The sequence below is a fragment of the Butyrivibrio sp. MC2021 genome (assembly GCF_000621605.1).
In the GTDB taxonomy this organism is placed as follows: Bacteria; Bacillota; Clostridia; order Lachnospirales; family Lachnospiraceae; genus Butyrivibrio.
Genome location: NZ_JHXX01000002.1, coordinates 317,307 through 333,376 on the forward strand (window position 1 = coordinate 317,307; position 16,070 = coordinate 333,376).

The window sequence follows — 16,070 nt, forward strand, 5'->3', positions numbered from 1 at the left end:
ATATGAGCGAAGTAATGAAAAAATATATAGAAGATGCCGAGAGCGCACTTCTTCATACCTATAACCGTTATCAGATAGTTCTGGACAAGGGCGAGGGCGTGTACCTCTATGACCTGGACGGCAAGAAATATCTGGATTTTGTATCAGGCATAGCTGTTTTTGCCCTGGGCTATCACTACAAGGACTATGATGATGCCCTCAAGGCTCAGATCGACAAGCTGATGCACACTTCCAACTATTATTACAATGTGCCCGCCATCGAGGCTGCCAAGAAGCTCAAGGCTGTATCCGGCATGGACAGAGTCTTTTTTACCAACAGCGGAGCTGAGGCTGTGGAGGGCGCCCTTAAGGCGGCAAGGAAATATGCATATCTCAAGGATGGCAAAAACGACCATGAGATCATCGCCATGAACCATTCCTTCCACGGAAGAACCTTCGGTGCACTGTCTGTTACCGGCAATCCTCACTACAGAGAGGCCTTCGAGCCCATGATCGGTAACATCAAATTCGCTGACATCAATGATTTCGACAGCGTTCTTGCCTGCGTAAATGACAAGACCTGCGCCATCATAATGGAGACCGTTCAGGGCGAAGGCGGTATTTTCCCTGCTACAGAGGAGTTTTTGACCAAGGTAAGGAAGCTCTGCGATGAAAAGGACATCCTTCTTATCCTGGATGAGATCCAGTGCGGTATGGGACGCACCGGCTATATGTTTGCATGGCAGAAGTTCGGCATTAAGCCTGATATCATGACTACAGCCAAGGCTCTTGGCTGCGGTGTGCCTGTGGGAGCCTTCCTTCTTAACGAAAAAACGGCAGCTAATTCTCTTGTGGCCGGAGACCATGGAACCACCTACGGCGGAAACCCCCTTGCCTGTGCGGCAATCAATAAAGTTCTTGATTTATTTAATGAGGACAATATAATAGAGAATGTGAAAGAGGTAGCACCCTATTTGGAGCAGCGTCTTGATGAACTTAAGGATAAGTATGATTTCATCGTTGAGAGACGCGGCGCCGGTCTTATGCAGGGGCTGGTATTCAACAGGCCGGTAGCAGAGGTTATCGGTAAGGCTCTTGAAAACGGTCTTATTTTGATCAACGCAGGAAGCGAGATCATCAGGTTTGTTCCCTCTCTTGTTATTACGAAGAAGAACATTGATGACATGATAGATATCCTGGATTCATGTCTGGGGAGTATATGAAGCTTAGAGTAAGAATATATTCAATAATTCTAATAGCCTGTACACTGGCAGGGGCCTTTGTCTATGCCAGGTCAGAGCAGAATGTGTTTGAAGATCATTCACTTTTTACCAAGGAGAAGACAACAGTCAGACTCTGGTATACGGACGATTCACTGACCCCGTATCTCCAGAGTAAAGCTGTTGCTTTTTCTGAGTCCAGCAAAAGCGTCAGGGTAGAGCCCGTTCTGGTATCGGGCCTGGAGTACCTTGAGGCTATCAACAAGGCATCAGTCGATGATGACAACTATCCGGATCTTTACATAACTACCAACGATTCCCTTGAAAAGGCATATCTTGCGGGACTTGCCATGGAGATCGACAGCGGTGAGGACTATCTTGATGAGGAGATGTTCCCTCTGGCGGCAGTTAATTCCGTTAAATACAGGAATAAGTACATAGCTTATCCTTTCTATTTCGAAACAAGTTCACTTATTTACAACAAGACATATCTTGAGGATATGGCAAAAGAGCGTGTGCAGTCCGAGATGGACGCCGCTGAGGGCGAGGCAGCCCAGGCTGAGGCAGACAATGCTTCTTCAGAAGGCTCATCTGCCGAGACCACAGACGAGGCGGCCACAGAGAGCACCATCGCCCAGGAAGTCATCGATGAGGTGGTTTCCGAGTCACTTCCTCTTACAATTTCCGACATTCTCGGCTTTGCCCAGAGCTACAACGCTCCTGAGCAGGTTGAAGCCGTATTTAAATGGGACGTTACCGACATTTTCTACAACTACTTCTTTGTAGGCAACTACATGAACGTAGGCGGCAGCGCAGGAGATGACGTATCCAAGATCGATATCTACAATACCGACACCATCAGCTGCATGAAGATATATCAGCAGCTCAACCAGTTCTTTGCTATTGATGCCAAGGAAATAGATTACGACACCATCACCAAGGACTTTATCGACGGCAAGATAGTATTTACCGTGGCTACAACCGATATCCTGGCCAAGATAAATCAGGCCAAGGCTGCGGGAGAGTGCGATTTCGAATTTGCTGTTGCTGATATGCCGGGCCTTACCGGAGATTTCGGAACCAGGACCATGTCAGTGACCCAGTGCATCGTAGTTAACGGCTTTTCCAGGAACTACAGCGCAGCCAATCTTTTCGCCAGATACCTTTGCAATGACAATTCCGGCGATATCTACAACATGGCCGGCAAGGTGGCAGCCCACTACGGCGTGAAATATGGTGACAAGAACCTTAATACCTTTGTGGATGTTTATAATGACTCTGTTCCCATGCCCAAGACCATTGAGACCAGTAACCTCTGGATGGAGCTGGAGATCGCCTTTACCAAGATCTGGAACGGAGAGGATGCTAACTCAACTCTGAAGCAGGTTTCCGAGAGAATCATGACCCAGGTTACAGGAGAGAACTACGAAGTAGAGACACTTCCGGATCCTGTAAATGTGGATATTACGGATGGACTTTCAGAGGATAGTGATTAAGTAGCTTGCACAATTTTTTTTAATAAATTAGAATAAAAAATGCATGGCGGGGTCCTCTCATGGAGGATACATGCGAAAGAAATTATTGATTTTATTTATCACCTTGTTATGTCTTACGGGATGTTCCAAGGCTTCTTCAGAGGTTGTTCTGAAGGAGGTTGAGGATCTTGAAAGCGCTGTGGAGGCATCTGACAGCCGGGAAGCGGGGGCTTCTTACTGCGCATCGGCAGAGGCTTGTGAGGATGCATCTTTGCAGGGGATCGTGGTATATGTCTGCGGGGCGGTTAAGGCTCCGGGGGTATATGAACTTCCACCGGATTCCAGGATCAATGATGCGGTGATTGCTGCGGGAGGCTTTGACAGCCCTGCGGATACTGATTATGTCAATTTGGCGGCGGCCCTTAGCGATGGGATGAAGCTTTATATTCCCACACTGGAGGAGACGGCAGATAGCAGTACCGGAGGAGCTTCGGAGATACTCTCTTATGATACGGTTTCTCATTCCGGTGACGGACAGACCGAAGCGGGGAGCAGTCTTATCAATATCAATACCGCTTCCAGAGAGCAGCTTATGACCCTTCCCGGAATCGGAGAGAAGGTGGCGGACAGGATCATTGAATACCGTGATAAGAACGGCAGGTTCAGCCAAAAAGAAGATATCATGAAAATCTCCGGAATTAAGGAGAAGCTTTTTTCCAAAATAAGTGACAAGATAACAGTTTGAGAATCAGGATTGGTGGAAAGATGAGTAAAAAGGCACTTGTAGTTGATGATGAAAAGGTAATCGTAAAGGGCATCAAGTTCAGTCTTGAGCAGGACGACATTGTTGTTGACTGTGCTTATGACGGTCTGGAGGCTGTCAATATGGCAAGGGAGAAGGAATATGACATCATTCTTCTTGATGTTATGCTTCCCGGGCTCACAGGCTTTGAAGCATGCCAGCAGATCAGGGAATTTTCCAATGTTCCCATCATCATGCTGACAGCCAAGGGCGATGATATGGACAAGATTCTGGGCCTTGAGTATGGCGCTGATGATTATATTACCAAGCCTTTCAATATTCTTGAGGTTAAGGCCAGGATCAAGGCCATCATGAGAAGAGCCACCAAGACTGCACAGGGCAAGGGCGACATCGAATACGGCGACCTTCGTCTCAATGAGGAGTACAGAAGAGTATTCATCGGCGACAGAGAGATCAATGTTACCAGCCGTGAGTATGAGCTTCTCGAGCTTCTGGCATCCAACCCCGGCAAGGTTTATTCAAGAGAAGAGCTTCTTGCCACCATCTGGGGCAATGACTATCCCGGTGACGAGAGAACTGTTGATGTACATATCAGAAGACTTCGTGAGAAGCTTGAGAGTACACCCAGTGAGCCCAGATATGTTAGAACCAAGTGGGGAACCGGATACTTTTTCCAGGCTTAATGAGAAACTATGGCGCAGCTTTTTAAAAATCTAAAAATACGATATATATTAAAAAGTCTTAGGGTGCGATTCTTTATAATTGTCTTTGTGACGGGATTATTTTCCTGTCTCGTTATGCATGCGGTAATTCTTGACAGTTATGAGGATCGTGCCGTCAATGTCAAATCTACTGAGGTTCAGACCCAGCTTAAGATTCTGGCTAATCACCTTATTGCTTACAATTATTTACAGGATACCTCCTCGGAGGTTATCAATGCCGAGCTTGATATGCTGGCCAATCTTTACGACGGAAGAGTTATGGTCATCAATGATGACCTGAAGGTTGTGAAGGATACCTACAATATCAGCCAGGGCAAGACCATTATTTCCGAAGAAGTGGTTAACTGTCTGAAGACCGGTCAGCGAGGCGCTGTGTCCAAATTTGACCAGTCCAACGGTTATATCGAGATGATCACTCCCATCATGGAGTCCCAGCTCATCTGGGAAGAGGACGTATCCGATATGGGAGATACCGGCGTGGTGGTAAGAGGCGTACTTCTTACCAGTGTTTCCACCGATACCATCGAGACCACCCTTGATATCCTTGGAAGAAGAGCTACAACTATCGAGATCATCATCGTTATCTTTATTCTGATATTTGCAGCCTGGGTTGCCAATGTGCTGCTGAGGCCCTTCAACAGGATCACTGCAGCCATCAATGATGTTAAGGCGGGCTATACGGATCAGCCCATCAGCGGTCCCAATTACTACGAGACAGAGCAGATCATCAATGCCTTCAATGCGCTTCTTAAGAGGATGAAGGCTCTGGATGATTCCAGACAGGAATTTGTTTCCAACGTGTCCCACGAGCTTAAGACACCTATCACTTCCATGAAAGTTATCGCGGACTCTCTCCTTGCTCAGGAAGAGGTTCCCAATGAGCTTTACAGGGATTTCATGGATGATATTTCCCACGAGATCGACAGAGAGGATAAGATCATCAACGATCTTCTGGTTCTCGTAAAAATGGACAAGAAGGCGTCAGGCCTTATTGTCAGCAACGTGGATGTGGTAAGCCTTACAGAGTCTGTGCTTAAGAGGCTTCGTCCCATTGCCATGCAGAGAAATATTGACCTTACCCTTGAGAGTAAGAGAGCGGTAACCGCTGAGATTGATGAGGTCAAGATCTCCCTGGTAATCATGAACCTGGTGGAGAATGCCATCAAGTACAACAATGACAACGGATGGGTAAGAGTTACCATTGACGCTGATCATCAGTATTTTTACATTGATGTTACAGATTCGGGAGTAGGTATTCCCGAGGACTGCTTTGATCATATTTACGAGAGATTCTACAGAGTTGATAAGTCCAGATCCAGAGAGGTCGGAGGCACAGGCCTTGGACTTTCCATTGCAAGAAGCGCAGTCATCATGCACAGGGGAACCATTGATCTTAAGAGTACTCCCGGAGTGGGTACAACCTTTACCATCAAGATCCCTATCATATGTGCGGGAAACAAGAAACAGCAGTGAAAGGCTTTAGAATGACAAAGGCAAAGAAATGGCAATATAAAAAACTTCATATGGTCCTTGCATTTATGCTGTTTTGCGTAAGCCTCAGCGGCTGCGGCAAGGAGAAGGAGCTCCCGGAGGGAAGCATCAAGGTCTACTATGTCAACAGCAATGAGACCGGCATTGTTTCCAATGACTATGTGCTGCAGGCTTCAGAAGGGGATACTAATGCTGCCATAGCAGAGCTTATGGGGGTTCTTAAGACCATGCCCGACAGGCTCCAGTACGAGGCGCCTATTTCAGGTAACAACGAGCTTATCGGCTATTCCATGACGGATAAGGTCCTTACCCTGAATTTCGAATCCAGCTATATGGAGCTGGGAAGAACCATTGAGATCCTGGACAGAGCTGCCATCGTCCGCACTTTTACCCAGCTGGACAGCGTTGATTACGTATCCTTCCAGATCGAGGGAACACCTCTTACGGACCACTACGGCAATATCGTCGGTAATATGTCTGCGGACACCTTCATCTACAACGTAGGTAACGAGATCAACACCTATGAGAAGGTGCAGCTCAAGCTCTATTTTGTAACTGCAGAGGGCAACAAACTGAGCCCTGTGTACAGGTCCGTTGTTTACAACAGTAATATTTCCATGGAGAGATTGGCGGTGGAGCAGATAATCAACGGTCCCAACACCGATATCGTGTTCCCCTCTGTTTCCAAGGATACCAAGATAAAGAGTGTCAACGTCAAGGACGGCGTATGCTACATTGACTTTGACAACGGCTTTTTGAATCCGGTGGAGAATGTCACTCCCGATGCTGCCATTTATTCCATCGTCAATACCATTACGGAGCTGCCTTCCGTGAACAAGGTGGCATTTTCCGTTAACGGAGAGGATTCCTTTACATTTATGGAGTTCCTCATTTCAGGACAGTACGAGAGAAATCTTGATATTGTAGATTAAAATTATTTTTGGAGTTTTTATTTATATGAGACGGCCGTTATGTCTGTTTTCCATTATCATTGCGGCGGCTGTGTTCTTGTATCTTGAATTGTTTTCAGAACATCTTTTGGCAAATATGCCTCCTGATATGGACGGCTCCTGCATCACACTGTGCGGGACCGTTTCCTTCCGGGAATACCGCAAGGACTATACGGGAAGCATTTTGCCGGTCTTATATCTTGTTCCGGAGGAGTCCTCCGGGAATCTGAAATATGTTCAGTGCTATATGGGATCTTCCGAGGATTATGTCTCTTCCATCGGGGAAAAAGTCATGATAGAGGGGAAAGTGAAGGCTTTTACCGCTCCCACCAATCCCGGAGAATTCAACAGTCTGCTGTATTATTCAACTCAGAAAATTTCATACAGATTGACAGGGGCAAGGGTTACTGCGGCTTCCGGGGATATGAGCCTGGTGCCGGAATACCTTTGCAGGACCAGACTCTTTTTTGAAAAGAACCTGGACAAAGTGCTGGAACCTTCTGACAGTGCCATGCTTAAGGCAATCCTTCTGGGGGATAGGGCATATATGGATGAGGATACCAAGGACCTTTATCAGAAATGCGGAATCATCCATATCCTTTCTGTCAGCGCCCTCCATATCTCTATTCTTGGCATGGGACTCTATGAGTTTTTGCGAAGGCTTAAGGTAAAAGGGGTAGTGGCGGCGCCCTTTGCCATTCTATTCATGTATGTCTACGGAACCATGTGCGGCATGAGTACCTCAGCCTTCAGGGCGATACTTATGTTTTCCCTGCGGCTACTTGCTCCGGTGGTAAAAAGGACCTACGACATCCTGACAGCCCTGGCTCTTGCGGGACTTTTGCTCTTGATTGAGCAGCCTCTTTACCTATATAACAGCGGATTTCTGTTCTCCTTCGGTGCGATAATCGGCATAGCCTATGTGATGCCCCAGCTGCAGCCAGTGTTTGTATCAAAGAAGTGGAAGATGCATCTTGTTACAGATGAGGAGGACGAGGGGCTTTGGAAATATGCGGATAAGTTAAAGGAGAGTTTTGCTGCAAGCTTTTCGATCTTTGTGGTGACGCTTCCTGTCTATGCTTCGTCATATTATACATATCCCATTCCGGGATTTATTCTGAATCTCGTGGTGGTGCCCCTTATGGCGCCTCTTATGATTGCGGGGCTGGTGTGCCTTTTTCTGGCGCCGTTAAGTACGGTCCTGGCCATGATTCCCGGGATTTTGGTTCATTATATTCTTACCTTTATTGGATTTGTCTGCAGGCTTACGGAGAATCTGCCGGGGAGAACCTGGTACATCGGCCATACTGACCATTTGAGAATTGTTTTGTATCTTGGAGTGATAGCAGCATTTCCAATTGCTTCCGAGAAGCTTCGGAACTTTTTTACCAAAAAGAAAAGAAAGCTTCTTGGGGAGAAGGCCTATATTTATGAGGCTCTTCGCCTGGGGAGCCTTATTGCAGCCATGATTATGCTGTGCTTTCAGGTAAGGCCTGACCTTAAGATATCCGCCCTGGATATAGGCCAGGGGGATGCCATCGTCATTGAACTTAAGGATAAGACTGTTCTCATAGACGGAGGCAGCACCTCCAAGAAGCAGGTGGGGAAGTACACCATGATCCCCTTTCTAAAGTACGAGGGCATAGGTACCATAGACATTGCGGTTGTGACCCATGAGGATATGGACCATATCAGCGGCCTTTTTGAAGTCATGGACGACATGGAAAAGGGCGGAATCAGGATAGAGAATCTGATACTTCCGGGAATTACGGCTGAGAACAAGGGAGAGAATTACCAAAAGCTTGAGAACAGGGCATTGGAGCTGGGTATTCCCATAACCTATATTACTGCGGGGAAGGAGCTGACTGTTCCCGGGACAGGGGCTGTTTTTACCTGCCTTAATCCTGGAAGCGGCACTGTCTATGAGGGAGCCAACGAGTATTCCACGGTGCTTCACATGCGCTATGGGGATTTCACAGCTCTTTTTACAGGGGATGTGGAAGGCAGCGGCCAGGAGCAGCTAAGGGGTATAATTGAAAGCTCCGGTGACCGCTACAAAAATGTGACTCTTCTTAAGGTGGCCCACCACGGTTCGGAATACACCACGGACCGGGAGTTTCTTGACTATGTGAACCCCAGGATAGCGCTGATCAGCTGCGGCAGGGATAATTCCTATGGGCATCCCCACAGGGCACTGTTGGATAGGCTTGAAGCCACAGATGCCTTGATTTACAGAACTGATCGGGGCGGCGCCATAAGCATCATCACAGATGGAAAGAAATGCTCAGTCAGCACTTTTGCAGATGCTGCAGATGAAAAATTTTGACTGGTGCTGGCCATGGTATATGATGTAAAATCTATTGGTATGGACTAATTATTTTAATTCGGGAAACAGGACAAAATGCCGGCTAAGACATCAGATTTTCAGGTAAAACAAAGACAATTTAATGAGGATATCAAGAATGGCACCTTTAAGCCATGTTATCTTATATGCGGCGAGGAGGCTTATCTTCGCTATCAGAACAGGGATAAGCTCTTGAAGGCACTTTCAGCGGATTCTTCCTCCATGAATTTCACCAGATATGAGGGAGATTCCTGTAATCCCCTTGAGATCATCGATATGGCGGAGACCATGCCTTTTTTATCGGACAAAAGAGTTATACTTATCGAGGACAGCGGCTTTTTTAAGAACGGATGTCCCGAGCTGGCGGACTATCTCAAGAGTCCCGCGGAGACGGCCATCATCATTTTCGTGGAAAAGGAGCTGGATAAGAGAAAGGATATCTACAAGTCCTTAAGTAAGACCGGCTTTGAGCTTAGCTGTGATGTGCAGGATGAGGAAATGCTCACCAGATGGATATTCAGCAAGGTGTCCCGGGAGGGCAAGAGTATTTCCCCCAGGGCAGCAGCTCTTTTCCTTGAGAGAGTCGGAACCGACATGTCCAACATCAGCACCGAGATTGAGAAGCTTGTGTGTTATGCCATGGACAGGGATCAGATCACGGAGGCGGATATCGAGGCGGTTTGCGCCAACTGGCTCACCAGCCGCATTTTTGCCATGACGGATGCGATAGTGGAGAAGAACCAGAAGCGCGCCATTGACCTGTACTACGACCTGCTGGCGCTGAAGGAGCCCCCGGCCAAGATCCTGGCTCTTATCACCAGACAGTTCAATATTATGCTGCAGGTCAAGGAGATGACGGAGAACAGGCGGGATAAGGGAAGCATTGCAAGCGCTGTGAAGATTGCTCCTTTCCTGGTGGGAAAATATCAGAACTGGGCCAGAGGCTACAGCTTTCAGGAGCTTAAGGATGCCCTTGAACTCTGCGCTTCCAATGATGAGGCTGTAAAGTCAGGAAAGCTCGACTACGTCATCAGCGTTGAGATGGTAATAATAAAATGTACCAGTCGAAAAAACGCAGTTTGAAAAAGATAGAAGTTAAGGTTATACTAAGTAAATGTGTATCGTTTTAGGAGGTGCAAGGTGGAAAGACCTGAAAAACCAAGTCCGCAGGAATTATACAGACATTTTAAGGGGAATATGTATCAGATAGTGACCGTGGCCACTCACTCCGAGACCAGAGAAGAGATGGTGGTTTACCAGGCGCTGTACGGGGATTACAAGGTATATGTAAGGCCTCTGGATATGTTTATGTCCAAGGTTGACAGGGCCAAATACCCGGATGTTGCCCAGGAATATCGCTTTGAAAAGGTTACCCCCATGAAGGAGGCTTCCGTCAGGGAGCTTAATACCAAGCCTGTAGCAGAGCCTGAGCACAAGAAGACTTCTCTTGAGGAAGCGAGAGAGAACTTCAGGAAGCAGCCCTACAGCCCTTCGGAGGTTATGTCCAAGACTGCCGATCAGGAGGCCAGTGAGCTCAATATGGATCCCCTTGTTATCAAGTTCCTGGATGCGGATCTTGCAGCGGAGAAGAACGATATTTTATCCAAGCTTCGTCCTATAATAACCAATGAGATGATAGATATTATGGCTATGTCAATGGGAGTTGTGGTTGAGAAGGGTGATGTTTACGATCGATTCAATGACCTTCGGACATGCCTTAACGCAATAGAGAAGTTTGAAAGCAGTAGATTAAGGAGTTAAGAAAGTAATGAAATTATTATCAATAGCAATACCATGCTACAATTCAGAAGCATATATGGAGAAGTGCATAGAGTCCCTTTTGCCCGGCGGAGAGGATGTTGAGATCCTTATCGTGGACGACGGCTCCAAGGACAGAACAGCAGAGATTGCTGACGAGTACGCAAGAAAGTACCCCACCATCTGCAAGGCTATTCACAAGCCCAACGGTGGACACGGTTCAGCAGTAAACGCAGGTATCGAGAATGCCACAGGCCTTTATTTCAAGGTGGTTGATTCCGATGACTGGGTAAAAGAGATCGCCTACAGAAAGATCCTTTCAACTCTTGCTGAGCTTGCCGGAGGCGACACTCCTCTGGATCTTCTTATCAGCAACTTTGTTTACAACAAGGTGGGAGAGAAGAGACACAAGGTAATGCGCTACAATACCATGTTCCCCATCGAGAAGCTCTTTACCTGGAAGGATGTGAAGAGAACTCCCAAGGGACATTATCTTCTCATGCACTCAGTTATCTACAGGACCAAGCTTCTTAAGCAGTGCGGCCTTAGACTTCCTGAGCACACCTTCTATGTTGATAATATTTATGTATTTAATCCGCTTCCATTCGTTAAGACCATGTATTATCTGGATGTGAACTTCTACTATTACTACATTGGTAGAGAGGATCAGTCCGTTAACCAGAAGATCATGCTCTCCAGAATCGATCAGCAGATCCGTGTAAACAAGCTTATGATCGATTACTATGTTGAGAACTATGGAATGATCCGCTCACAGCGTGAGAGACATAAATATATGTTTAACTATCTGGAGATCATTACCGCCATTTCTTCAGTACTTCTTATCACAGAGGACACACCGGAGAATCTGGCCAAGAGAAAGGAACTGCTCCAGTACATCAAGGACAAGAATTTCCTTCTCTACATGAAGATCAGATACAGCATTGAGGGAACATATATCTACCTTCCCGGCAAGGGCGGCAGAAAGATTACTCTTGCTGGCTATAAGCTTCTGCAGAAGATCTTCCACTTTAACTAATTACGGAAATGTGATAGAATTTATATTTGTAGATGTGAATCTACATGAGGAGTAATTGTTTTAAAGTTTTTTTATGAGGATTGTTTTATGAAAAATCTATACGAGAAGTGGGCCGGAAGGCCGCTTAACAGGGAGACCGGAGCCGATCTTATGAAGCTCTTTACTCCGGTACTTGTGTATGCGCCCATTTACCTGACCTGGTTTATTTTGTTAGAGCGCCACAGGTTCTCCCACTACGCTGTGATACATACGAAGGTTGATGATGTTATTCCCTTTGTGGAGGCCTTCATCATTCCCTATTACATGTGGTTTTTGTATGTATCGGCAACACTTATGATTTTGATGTTCAGCTTTGAGGTTGAGGAATATTACAAGAATTTCTTCTTCCTGGCTACGGGAATGACAATTTTCCTGATCATTTCCACCTTGTTCCCCAATATGCATCACTTAAGACCTGTTGTGATGCCCAGGGACAACATTTTCACCCATCTGGTGCAGGTAATATATGCATCGGATACACCTGCCAATCTGTGGCCCAGCATCCATGTGTATAATTCCATCGGATCAATGATAGCCATTCAGCGCAGCAGGAGATTTAACAGAAGAGCCAAGATAATCGGACATATCATAGGTGTGTCAATTATCCTCTCAACTGTATTTGTTAAACAGCATTCTGTTTACGACGTTATCACAGCCTTCATTATGGCGATAATTTTCTACTACCTGTTCTATCACACACCGCTTATGGAGAATTATTGCAAGAAGAGAGAAGAGCGCGTGGCATTTCGTTATAACTAAAATAAAAGCATGAGACTTCGGTCTCATGCTTATTTTTTAGCTCATCAGCTGGAGCTTCTTGTGAAGACATTCCAGGGTGATATTATCAGATTTTACCGATACTTCTCCGTCGGTATGTACCCACATGGGCTTGTCTGTTTTGATGGTGACCTTATCTGTGAGATAGTGGTCGATTCCCTTTATCCAGAAATGATGCCCCACGAAGGCAAAGGGAAGACAGGCGAACATCTTGAACCTCTTGAGGTTACCAACCACAACCAGATCGAAGAGACCATCTGACAGATCCGCCTTGGGGGCGAATTTAAAGCCGCCGCCTTCGCAGTGGTGGATCATGGCTGTCACCAGTCTGAAATGTTCGAGTTTTATATGGGTTCCATCAACCAGAATAACCTCGCAGGGAACCTTTTCGGCGTTCAGGACCTGTTTTACCGCGATGGTTCCGTAGGTGAGTTTGCCAAGACCTATGCGGTTAAAAAAGTTCTTGGTGCCGGAGGACAGGGCCTCCTCGCAGACTGCTGCGTCAAAGCCTATGCCTGCGCTGACGTCAAAGAGCCTTGTGGTCATAACGTGCTCGTCATGAAGACGGGACATGGTTCTGGACATGGCGTTGTAGGTGAGTTTTCCAAGGTCCAGATGGCGAAGAACCTTACCGTCAACAATGCGGTCCAGGAGCTCATCGGTGCTCTTGGGATAATCAAGATCCCTGGCAAAATCGTTGCTGGAACCTATGGGAATATAGCCGACCAAGGTGTTGTCGAAGTCCTTGATTCCGTTGATGGCTTCGTTAAGAGTGCCGTCGCCGCCCATGACAACCATTTTAACAGGAAGATCTTCGTTATGATTCTTATCTGAAATCTTCTCGGTGATCTGTGTGGCCAGCTTGGTGGCATGGCCCGGTCCTTTGGTGTAGACAACTTTATATTCAATTTTCTTTTCTATGAAGCGTTTTTCAAGACTCTCCCAGATTTCTTTTCCCTTTCCCGAACGGGCGGAAGGATTAACAATACAGTAATACATATTTTTCCCCAACTTTTTTTGTTTTTCATTATAGCATTTTTTGAGGGAATATGTTACGATAAGCGGGATGTTGCTTTAGCACATTAAATTGAAAAAATTATTAGTGATTATCTTTTTTGGGAGGATGGAAAATGTATTCAATTGATGAACTTAAAAAAGTTGATCCTGAGATTGCAGCTTTGATTGAGAAGGAAGTTGCACGTCAGAATGATCACATCGAGCTTATCGCTTCAGAGAACTGGACCAGCAAGGCAGTTATGGCTGCCATGGGTAGCCCCCTTACCAATAAATATGCTGAGGGTCTTCCCGGAAAAAGATATTATGGCGGATGCTATGTAGTAGATGAGGTGGAGAACATCGCAAGAGACAGAGCCAAGGAGCTCTTCCACTGTGATTATGCTAACGTTCAGCCTCACTCAGGTGCTCAGGCCAACCTGGCAGTACAGTTTGCACTTCTTCAGCCCGGTGATACCATCATGGGTATGAACCTCAACCAGGGCGGACATCTTACCCACGGCAGCAGCGCCAATATTTCAGGTACATATTATAAGGTAATCCCTTACGGAGTAGACGAGAACGGTGTTCTTGACTACGAGGAGATGTACAGACTTGCTGTAGAGCACAAGCCCAAGCTCATCATTGCCGGTGCTTCTGCTTACTGCAGAACAATCGATTTCAAGAAATTCAGAGAGGCAGCTGATGCCTGCGGAGCAGTTCTCATGGTAGATATGGCTCACATCGCAGGACTTGTGGCTGCAGGCGTTCATCCCAGCCCATTCCCATATGCTGATGTTGTTACCACAACAACTCACAAGACTCTCAGAGGACCCAGAGGAGGACTTATCCTTTGGAACCAGGAGGCTCAGGACAAGTACAAGTTCAACAAGGCTGTATTCCCCGGAATCCAGGGCGGCCCTCTTGAGCACGTTGTTGCAGCCAAGGCTGTATGCTTCAAGGAAGCTCTTTCACCTGAGTTCAAGACCTACGCTGAGAACGTTGTTAAGAATGCCAAGGCTCTTTGCGAAGGCCTCATGAAGAGAGATATCAAGATCGTTTCAGGCGGCACAGACAACCACCTTATGCTGGTGGATCTTACCAACTACGGTCTTACAGGTAAGGAAGTTGAGGCATGGCTTGATGATGCTCATATCACAGCCAACAAGAACACCATCCCCAACGAGCAGCAGTCACCCTTTGTTACCAGCGGAATCCGTCTCGGAACTCCTGCGGTTACAACCCGTGGCATGAACGAAGAGGATATGGACAAGATTGCAGAGGCCATTGCCATTGTTATCAAGAACAAAGGCGAGAAGAACGATGAGGCTCGTGCAATTATAAAGGAGCTTACAGATAAATATCCTTTAGATTGATTTTGGAGTATATCACCCATCCGGAATTTGTTTTCCGGGTGGGTGTTTTTATTTGACTAAAGTGAAATGTCAGTGAATATATCAAGTGTTATCATTGATGGATATTAAGTGTGTGAAATTAGAATATGCGGATTTACAGCCATTAGAATTGATGAAAATAAATCTGTCGAATTGTGCAAAAAGAATATACAATTAGAATAATACACAGATTATTTTACAATTATGGCGTTATAAACTAAAAATATTAATTAAAATCGAAAAATGTATTGACAACTTATTTGGCAGTGCTATAATGAGTACATCAAGAGAACGAAATACAAATACTTCTCTAGCCAATATGTCGATTTGGGGAGAAAGAAAGGCAGGTACAGTCCAAAGGGAACTTAATTTAAAATATTCAGAGAAAGGATGGTACGGACCACCAGCATACTAAGTTTAGTTTTATAAAAAAGTTTTAGTTTTAAAAGTATTCAAACGAGTATTAAGGAAATATGATTTCAAAATACAGCATTTCAAGTACATGAGTAGTGGCTTCGGACAAACGTAATGGTTTGCAACCACAGCATATGAATGCGAAAGTAAATGGAACGAATTGGCTGAGAAGATCGGAGGACGGTCCATTGGACGGAATAATTACAGAAATAGATGATAAGTACTCGGTATAAGGGCAGAAGCAGGTAACATAGATGAAGCTTCTGCCCTAATATTTTGCGTATTTTTAGTGGCAAGAGATATGGAGGTGTTAACTAATACTTAGTGTCAGTCCCAATTGGTTACATATTTTTACAATGGTACTAAGTCTCGGTGTTGTTTTACTGGATTCGATTCTGGCTACAGATGACTGTGGAATATTGCAGAGAGATGCCAGATCACGTTGAGAGAGACCAAGAGCATTTCTGCGTTTAATTATGGCTGAGATTATAGCGGCTTCAGCTTCGGCTTCGGTAAGAAGCTGACCTCCGACAGGATCGGAGTTTTTAACCTGAGATTTGTAGTCTTCCCAATTCATGAGTTATGCTCCTTTCTTGAAACGTAATCAGTCATTTCGAATATGGCTTTTTGTAGCTCTCGTGATGGCGTTCTTTGAGTGCTTTTGCGAAAATGATGATTCTTAGATTTTCTAGAAATTCAAACACGTCACAATGTC

The 16,070-nt window shown here is 45.8% G+C and carries 14 protein-coding genes; 12 read left to right on the plus strand and 2 right to left on the minus strand.

What is annotated here, in order from left to right:
* The first annotated feature begins 2 nt into the window (after positions 1-2).
* From T359_RS0107340 to T359_RS0107390, 11 genes are all read left to right on the plus strand, one after another.
* Positions 3-1,202, plus strand: coding sequence for an aspartate aminotransferase family protein (locus T359_RS0107340; RefSeq protein WP_330370164.1), 1,200 nt, complete (start codon positions 3-5; stop codon positions 1,200-1,202).
* Complete coding sequence (locus T359_RS0107345; RefSeq protein ID WP_026516911.1) at positions 1,199-2,695, plus strand: sugar ABC transporter substrate-binding protein; 1,497 nt, start codon at positions 1,199-1,201, stop codon at positions 2,693-2,695. Before T359_RS0107340 ends, T359_RS0107345 begins: the two co-directional genes overlap by 4 nt.
* A 70-nt stretch (positions 2,696-2,765) precedes the next feature.
* Positions 2,766-3,419 (plus strand): helix-hairpin-helix domain-containing protein, encoded by a 654-nt coding sequence (locus T359_RS0107350; RefSeq protein WP_026516912.1) that lies wholly within the window; start codon positions 2,766-2,768, stop codon positions 3,417-3,419.
* A 20-nt stretch (positions 3,420-3,439) separates the two neighbouring features.
* The gene (locus T359_RS0107355; RefSeq protein WP_026516913.1) at positions 3,440-4,120 is read left to right on the plus strand and encodes a response regulator transcription factor; all 681 of its coding nucleotides are present in this window, start codon (positions 3,440-3,442) and stop codon (positions 4,118-4,120) included.
* Between the two features lie 63 nt (positions 4,121-4,183).
* On the plus strand, positions 4,184-5,632 hold the full coding sequence (locus T359_RS0107360; protein WP_330370165.1) for a sensor histidine kinase: 1,449 nt from the start codon (positions 4,184-4,186) through the stop codon (positions 5,630-5,632).
* An 11-nt stretch (positions 5,633-5,643) separates the two neighbouring features.
* Complete coding sequence (locus T359_RS0107365) at positions 5,644-6,582, plus strand: GerMN domain-containing protein (RefSeq protein ID WP_035783927.1); 939 nt, start codon at positions 5,644-5,646, stop codon at positions 6,580-6,582.
* Between the two features lie 25 nt (positions 6,583-6,607).
* Complete coding sequence (locus tag T359_RS0107370) at positions 6,608-8,926, plus strand: DNA internalization-related competence protein ComEC/Rec2 (protein WP_081795473.1); 2,319 nt, start codon at positions 6,608-6,610, stop codon at positions 8,924-8,926.
* Between the two features lie 75 nt (positions 8,927-9,001).
* Positions 9,002-10,027 (plus strand): DNA polymerase III subunit delta, encoded by a 1,026-nt coding sequence (gene holA / locus T359_RS0107375; RefSeq protein WP_051545072.1) that lies wholly within the window; start codon positions 9,002-9,004, stop codon positions 10,025-10,027.
* 57 nt (positions 10,028-10,084) lie between these two features.
* Positions 10,085-10,705 carry a DUF1653 domain-containing protein gene (locus tag T359_RS0107380; RefSeq protein ID WP_026516918.1) on the plus strand — a complete coding sequence of 207 codons (621 nt, stop codon included), beginning with the start codon at positions 10,085-10,087 and terminating at the stop codon, positions 10,703-10,705.
* 7 nt (positions 10,706-10,712) lie between these two features.
* On the plus strand, positions 10,713-11,738 hold the full coding sequence (locus T359_RS0107385) for a glycosyltransferase family 2 protein (RefSeq protein ID WP_026516919.1): 1,026 nt from the start codon (positions 10,713-10,715) through the stop codon (positions 11,736-11,738).
* An 87-nt stretch (positions 11,739-11,825) separates the two neighbouring features.
* Positions 11,826-12,536: a phosphatase PAP2 family protein gene (locus tag T359_RS0107390; protein WP_026516920.1), complete on the plus strand. Its 711-nt coding sequence runs from the start codon at positions 11,826-11,828 to the stop codon at positions 12,534-12,536.
* A gap of 36 nt (positions 12,537-12,572) precedes the next feature.
* Here T359_RS0107390 and T359_RS0107395 read toward each other — a convergent pair whose 3' ends face one another.
* Entirely contained in the window at positions 12,573-13,553 is a 981-nt protein-coding gene (locus T359_RS0107395; RefSeq protein WP_026516921.1) for a diacylglycerol/lipid kinase family protein, read from the minus strand.
* A gap of 131 nt (positions 13,554-13,684) precedes the next feature.
* Here T359_RS0107395 and glyA point away from each other — a divergent pair, with 131 nt between their 5' ends.
* On the plus strand, positions 13,685-14,923 hold the full coding sequence (gene glyA / locus T359_RS0107400) for a serine hydroxymethyltransferase (RefSeq protein WP_026516922.1): 1,239 nt from the start codon (positions 13,685-13,687) through the stop codon (positions 14,921-14,923).
* Positions 14,924-15,665: 742 nt separating this feature from the next.
* On the opposite strand, the gene T359_RS23335 is transcribed toward glyA, so the two are convergent.
* Positions 15,666-15,932, minus strand: coding sequence for a helix-turn-helix domain-containing protein (locus T359_RS23335; protein ID WP_026516923.1), 267 nt, complete (start codon positions 15,930-15,932; stop codon positions 15,666-15,668).
* Between the last annotated feature and the right edge of the window lie 138 nt (positions 15,933-16,070).

Excerpts from the sequence above, each read along its gene's own strand:
- T359_RS0107355 (WP_026516913.1), top strand. The coding sequence starts at position 3,440 with ATGAGTAAAAAGGCACTTGTAGTTGATGATGAAAAGGTAATCGTAAAG.
- T359_RS0107370 (WP_081795473.1), top strand. The coding sequence starts at position 6,608 with ATGAGACGGCCGTTATGTCTGTTTTCCATTATCATTGCGGCGGCTGTG.
- T359_RS0107350 (WP_026516912.1), top strand. The coding sequence starts at position 2,766 with ATGCGAAAGAAATTATTGATTTTATTTATCACCTTGTTATGTCTTACG.
- T359_RS0107340 (WP_330370164.1), top strand. The coding sequence starts at position 3 with ATGAGCGAAGTAATGAAAAAATATATAGAAGATGCCGAGAGCGCACTT.
- T359_RS0107365 (WP_035783927.1), top strand. The coding sequence starts at position 5,644 with ATGACAAAGGCAAAGAAATGGCAATATAAAAAACTTCATATGGTCCTT.
- T359_RS0107395 (WP_026516921.1), bottom strand. The coding sequence starts at position 13,553 with ATGTATTACTGTATTGTTAATCCTTCCGCCCGTTCGGGAAAGGGAAAA.
- glyA (WP_026516922.1), top strand. The coding sequence starts at position 13,685 with ATGTATTCAATTGATGAACTTAAAAAAGTTGATCCTGAGATTGCAGCT.
- T359_RS23335 (WP_026516923.1), bottom strand. The coding sequence starts at position 15,932 with ATGAATTGGGAAGACTACAAATCTCAGGTTAAAAACTCCGATCCTGTC.
- T359_RS0107345 (WP_026516911.1), top strand. The coding sequence starts at position 1,199 with ATGAAGCTTAGAGTAAGAATATATTCAATAATTCTAATAGCCTGTACA.
- T359_RS0107390 (WP_026516920.1), top strand. The coding sequence starts at position 11,826 with ATGAAAAATCTATACGAGAAGTGGGCCGGAAGGCCGCTTAACAGGGAG.
- T359_RS0107385 (WP_026516919.1), top strand. The coding sequence starts at position 10,713 with ATGAAATTATTATCAATAGCAATACCATGCTACAATTCAGAAGCATAT.
- holA (WP_051545072.1), top strand. The coding sequence starts at position 9,002 with ATGCCGGCTAAGACATCAGATTTTCAGGTAAAACAAAGACAATTTAAT.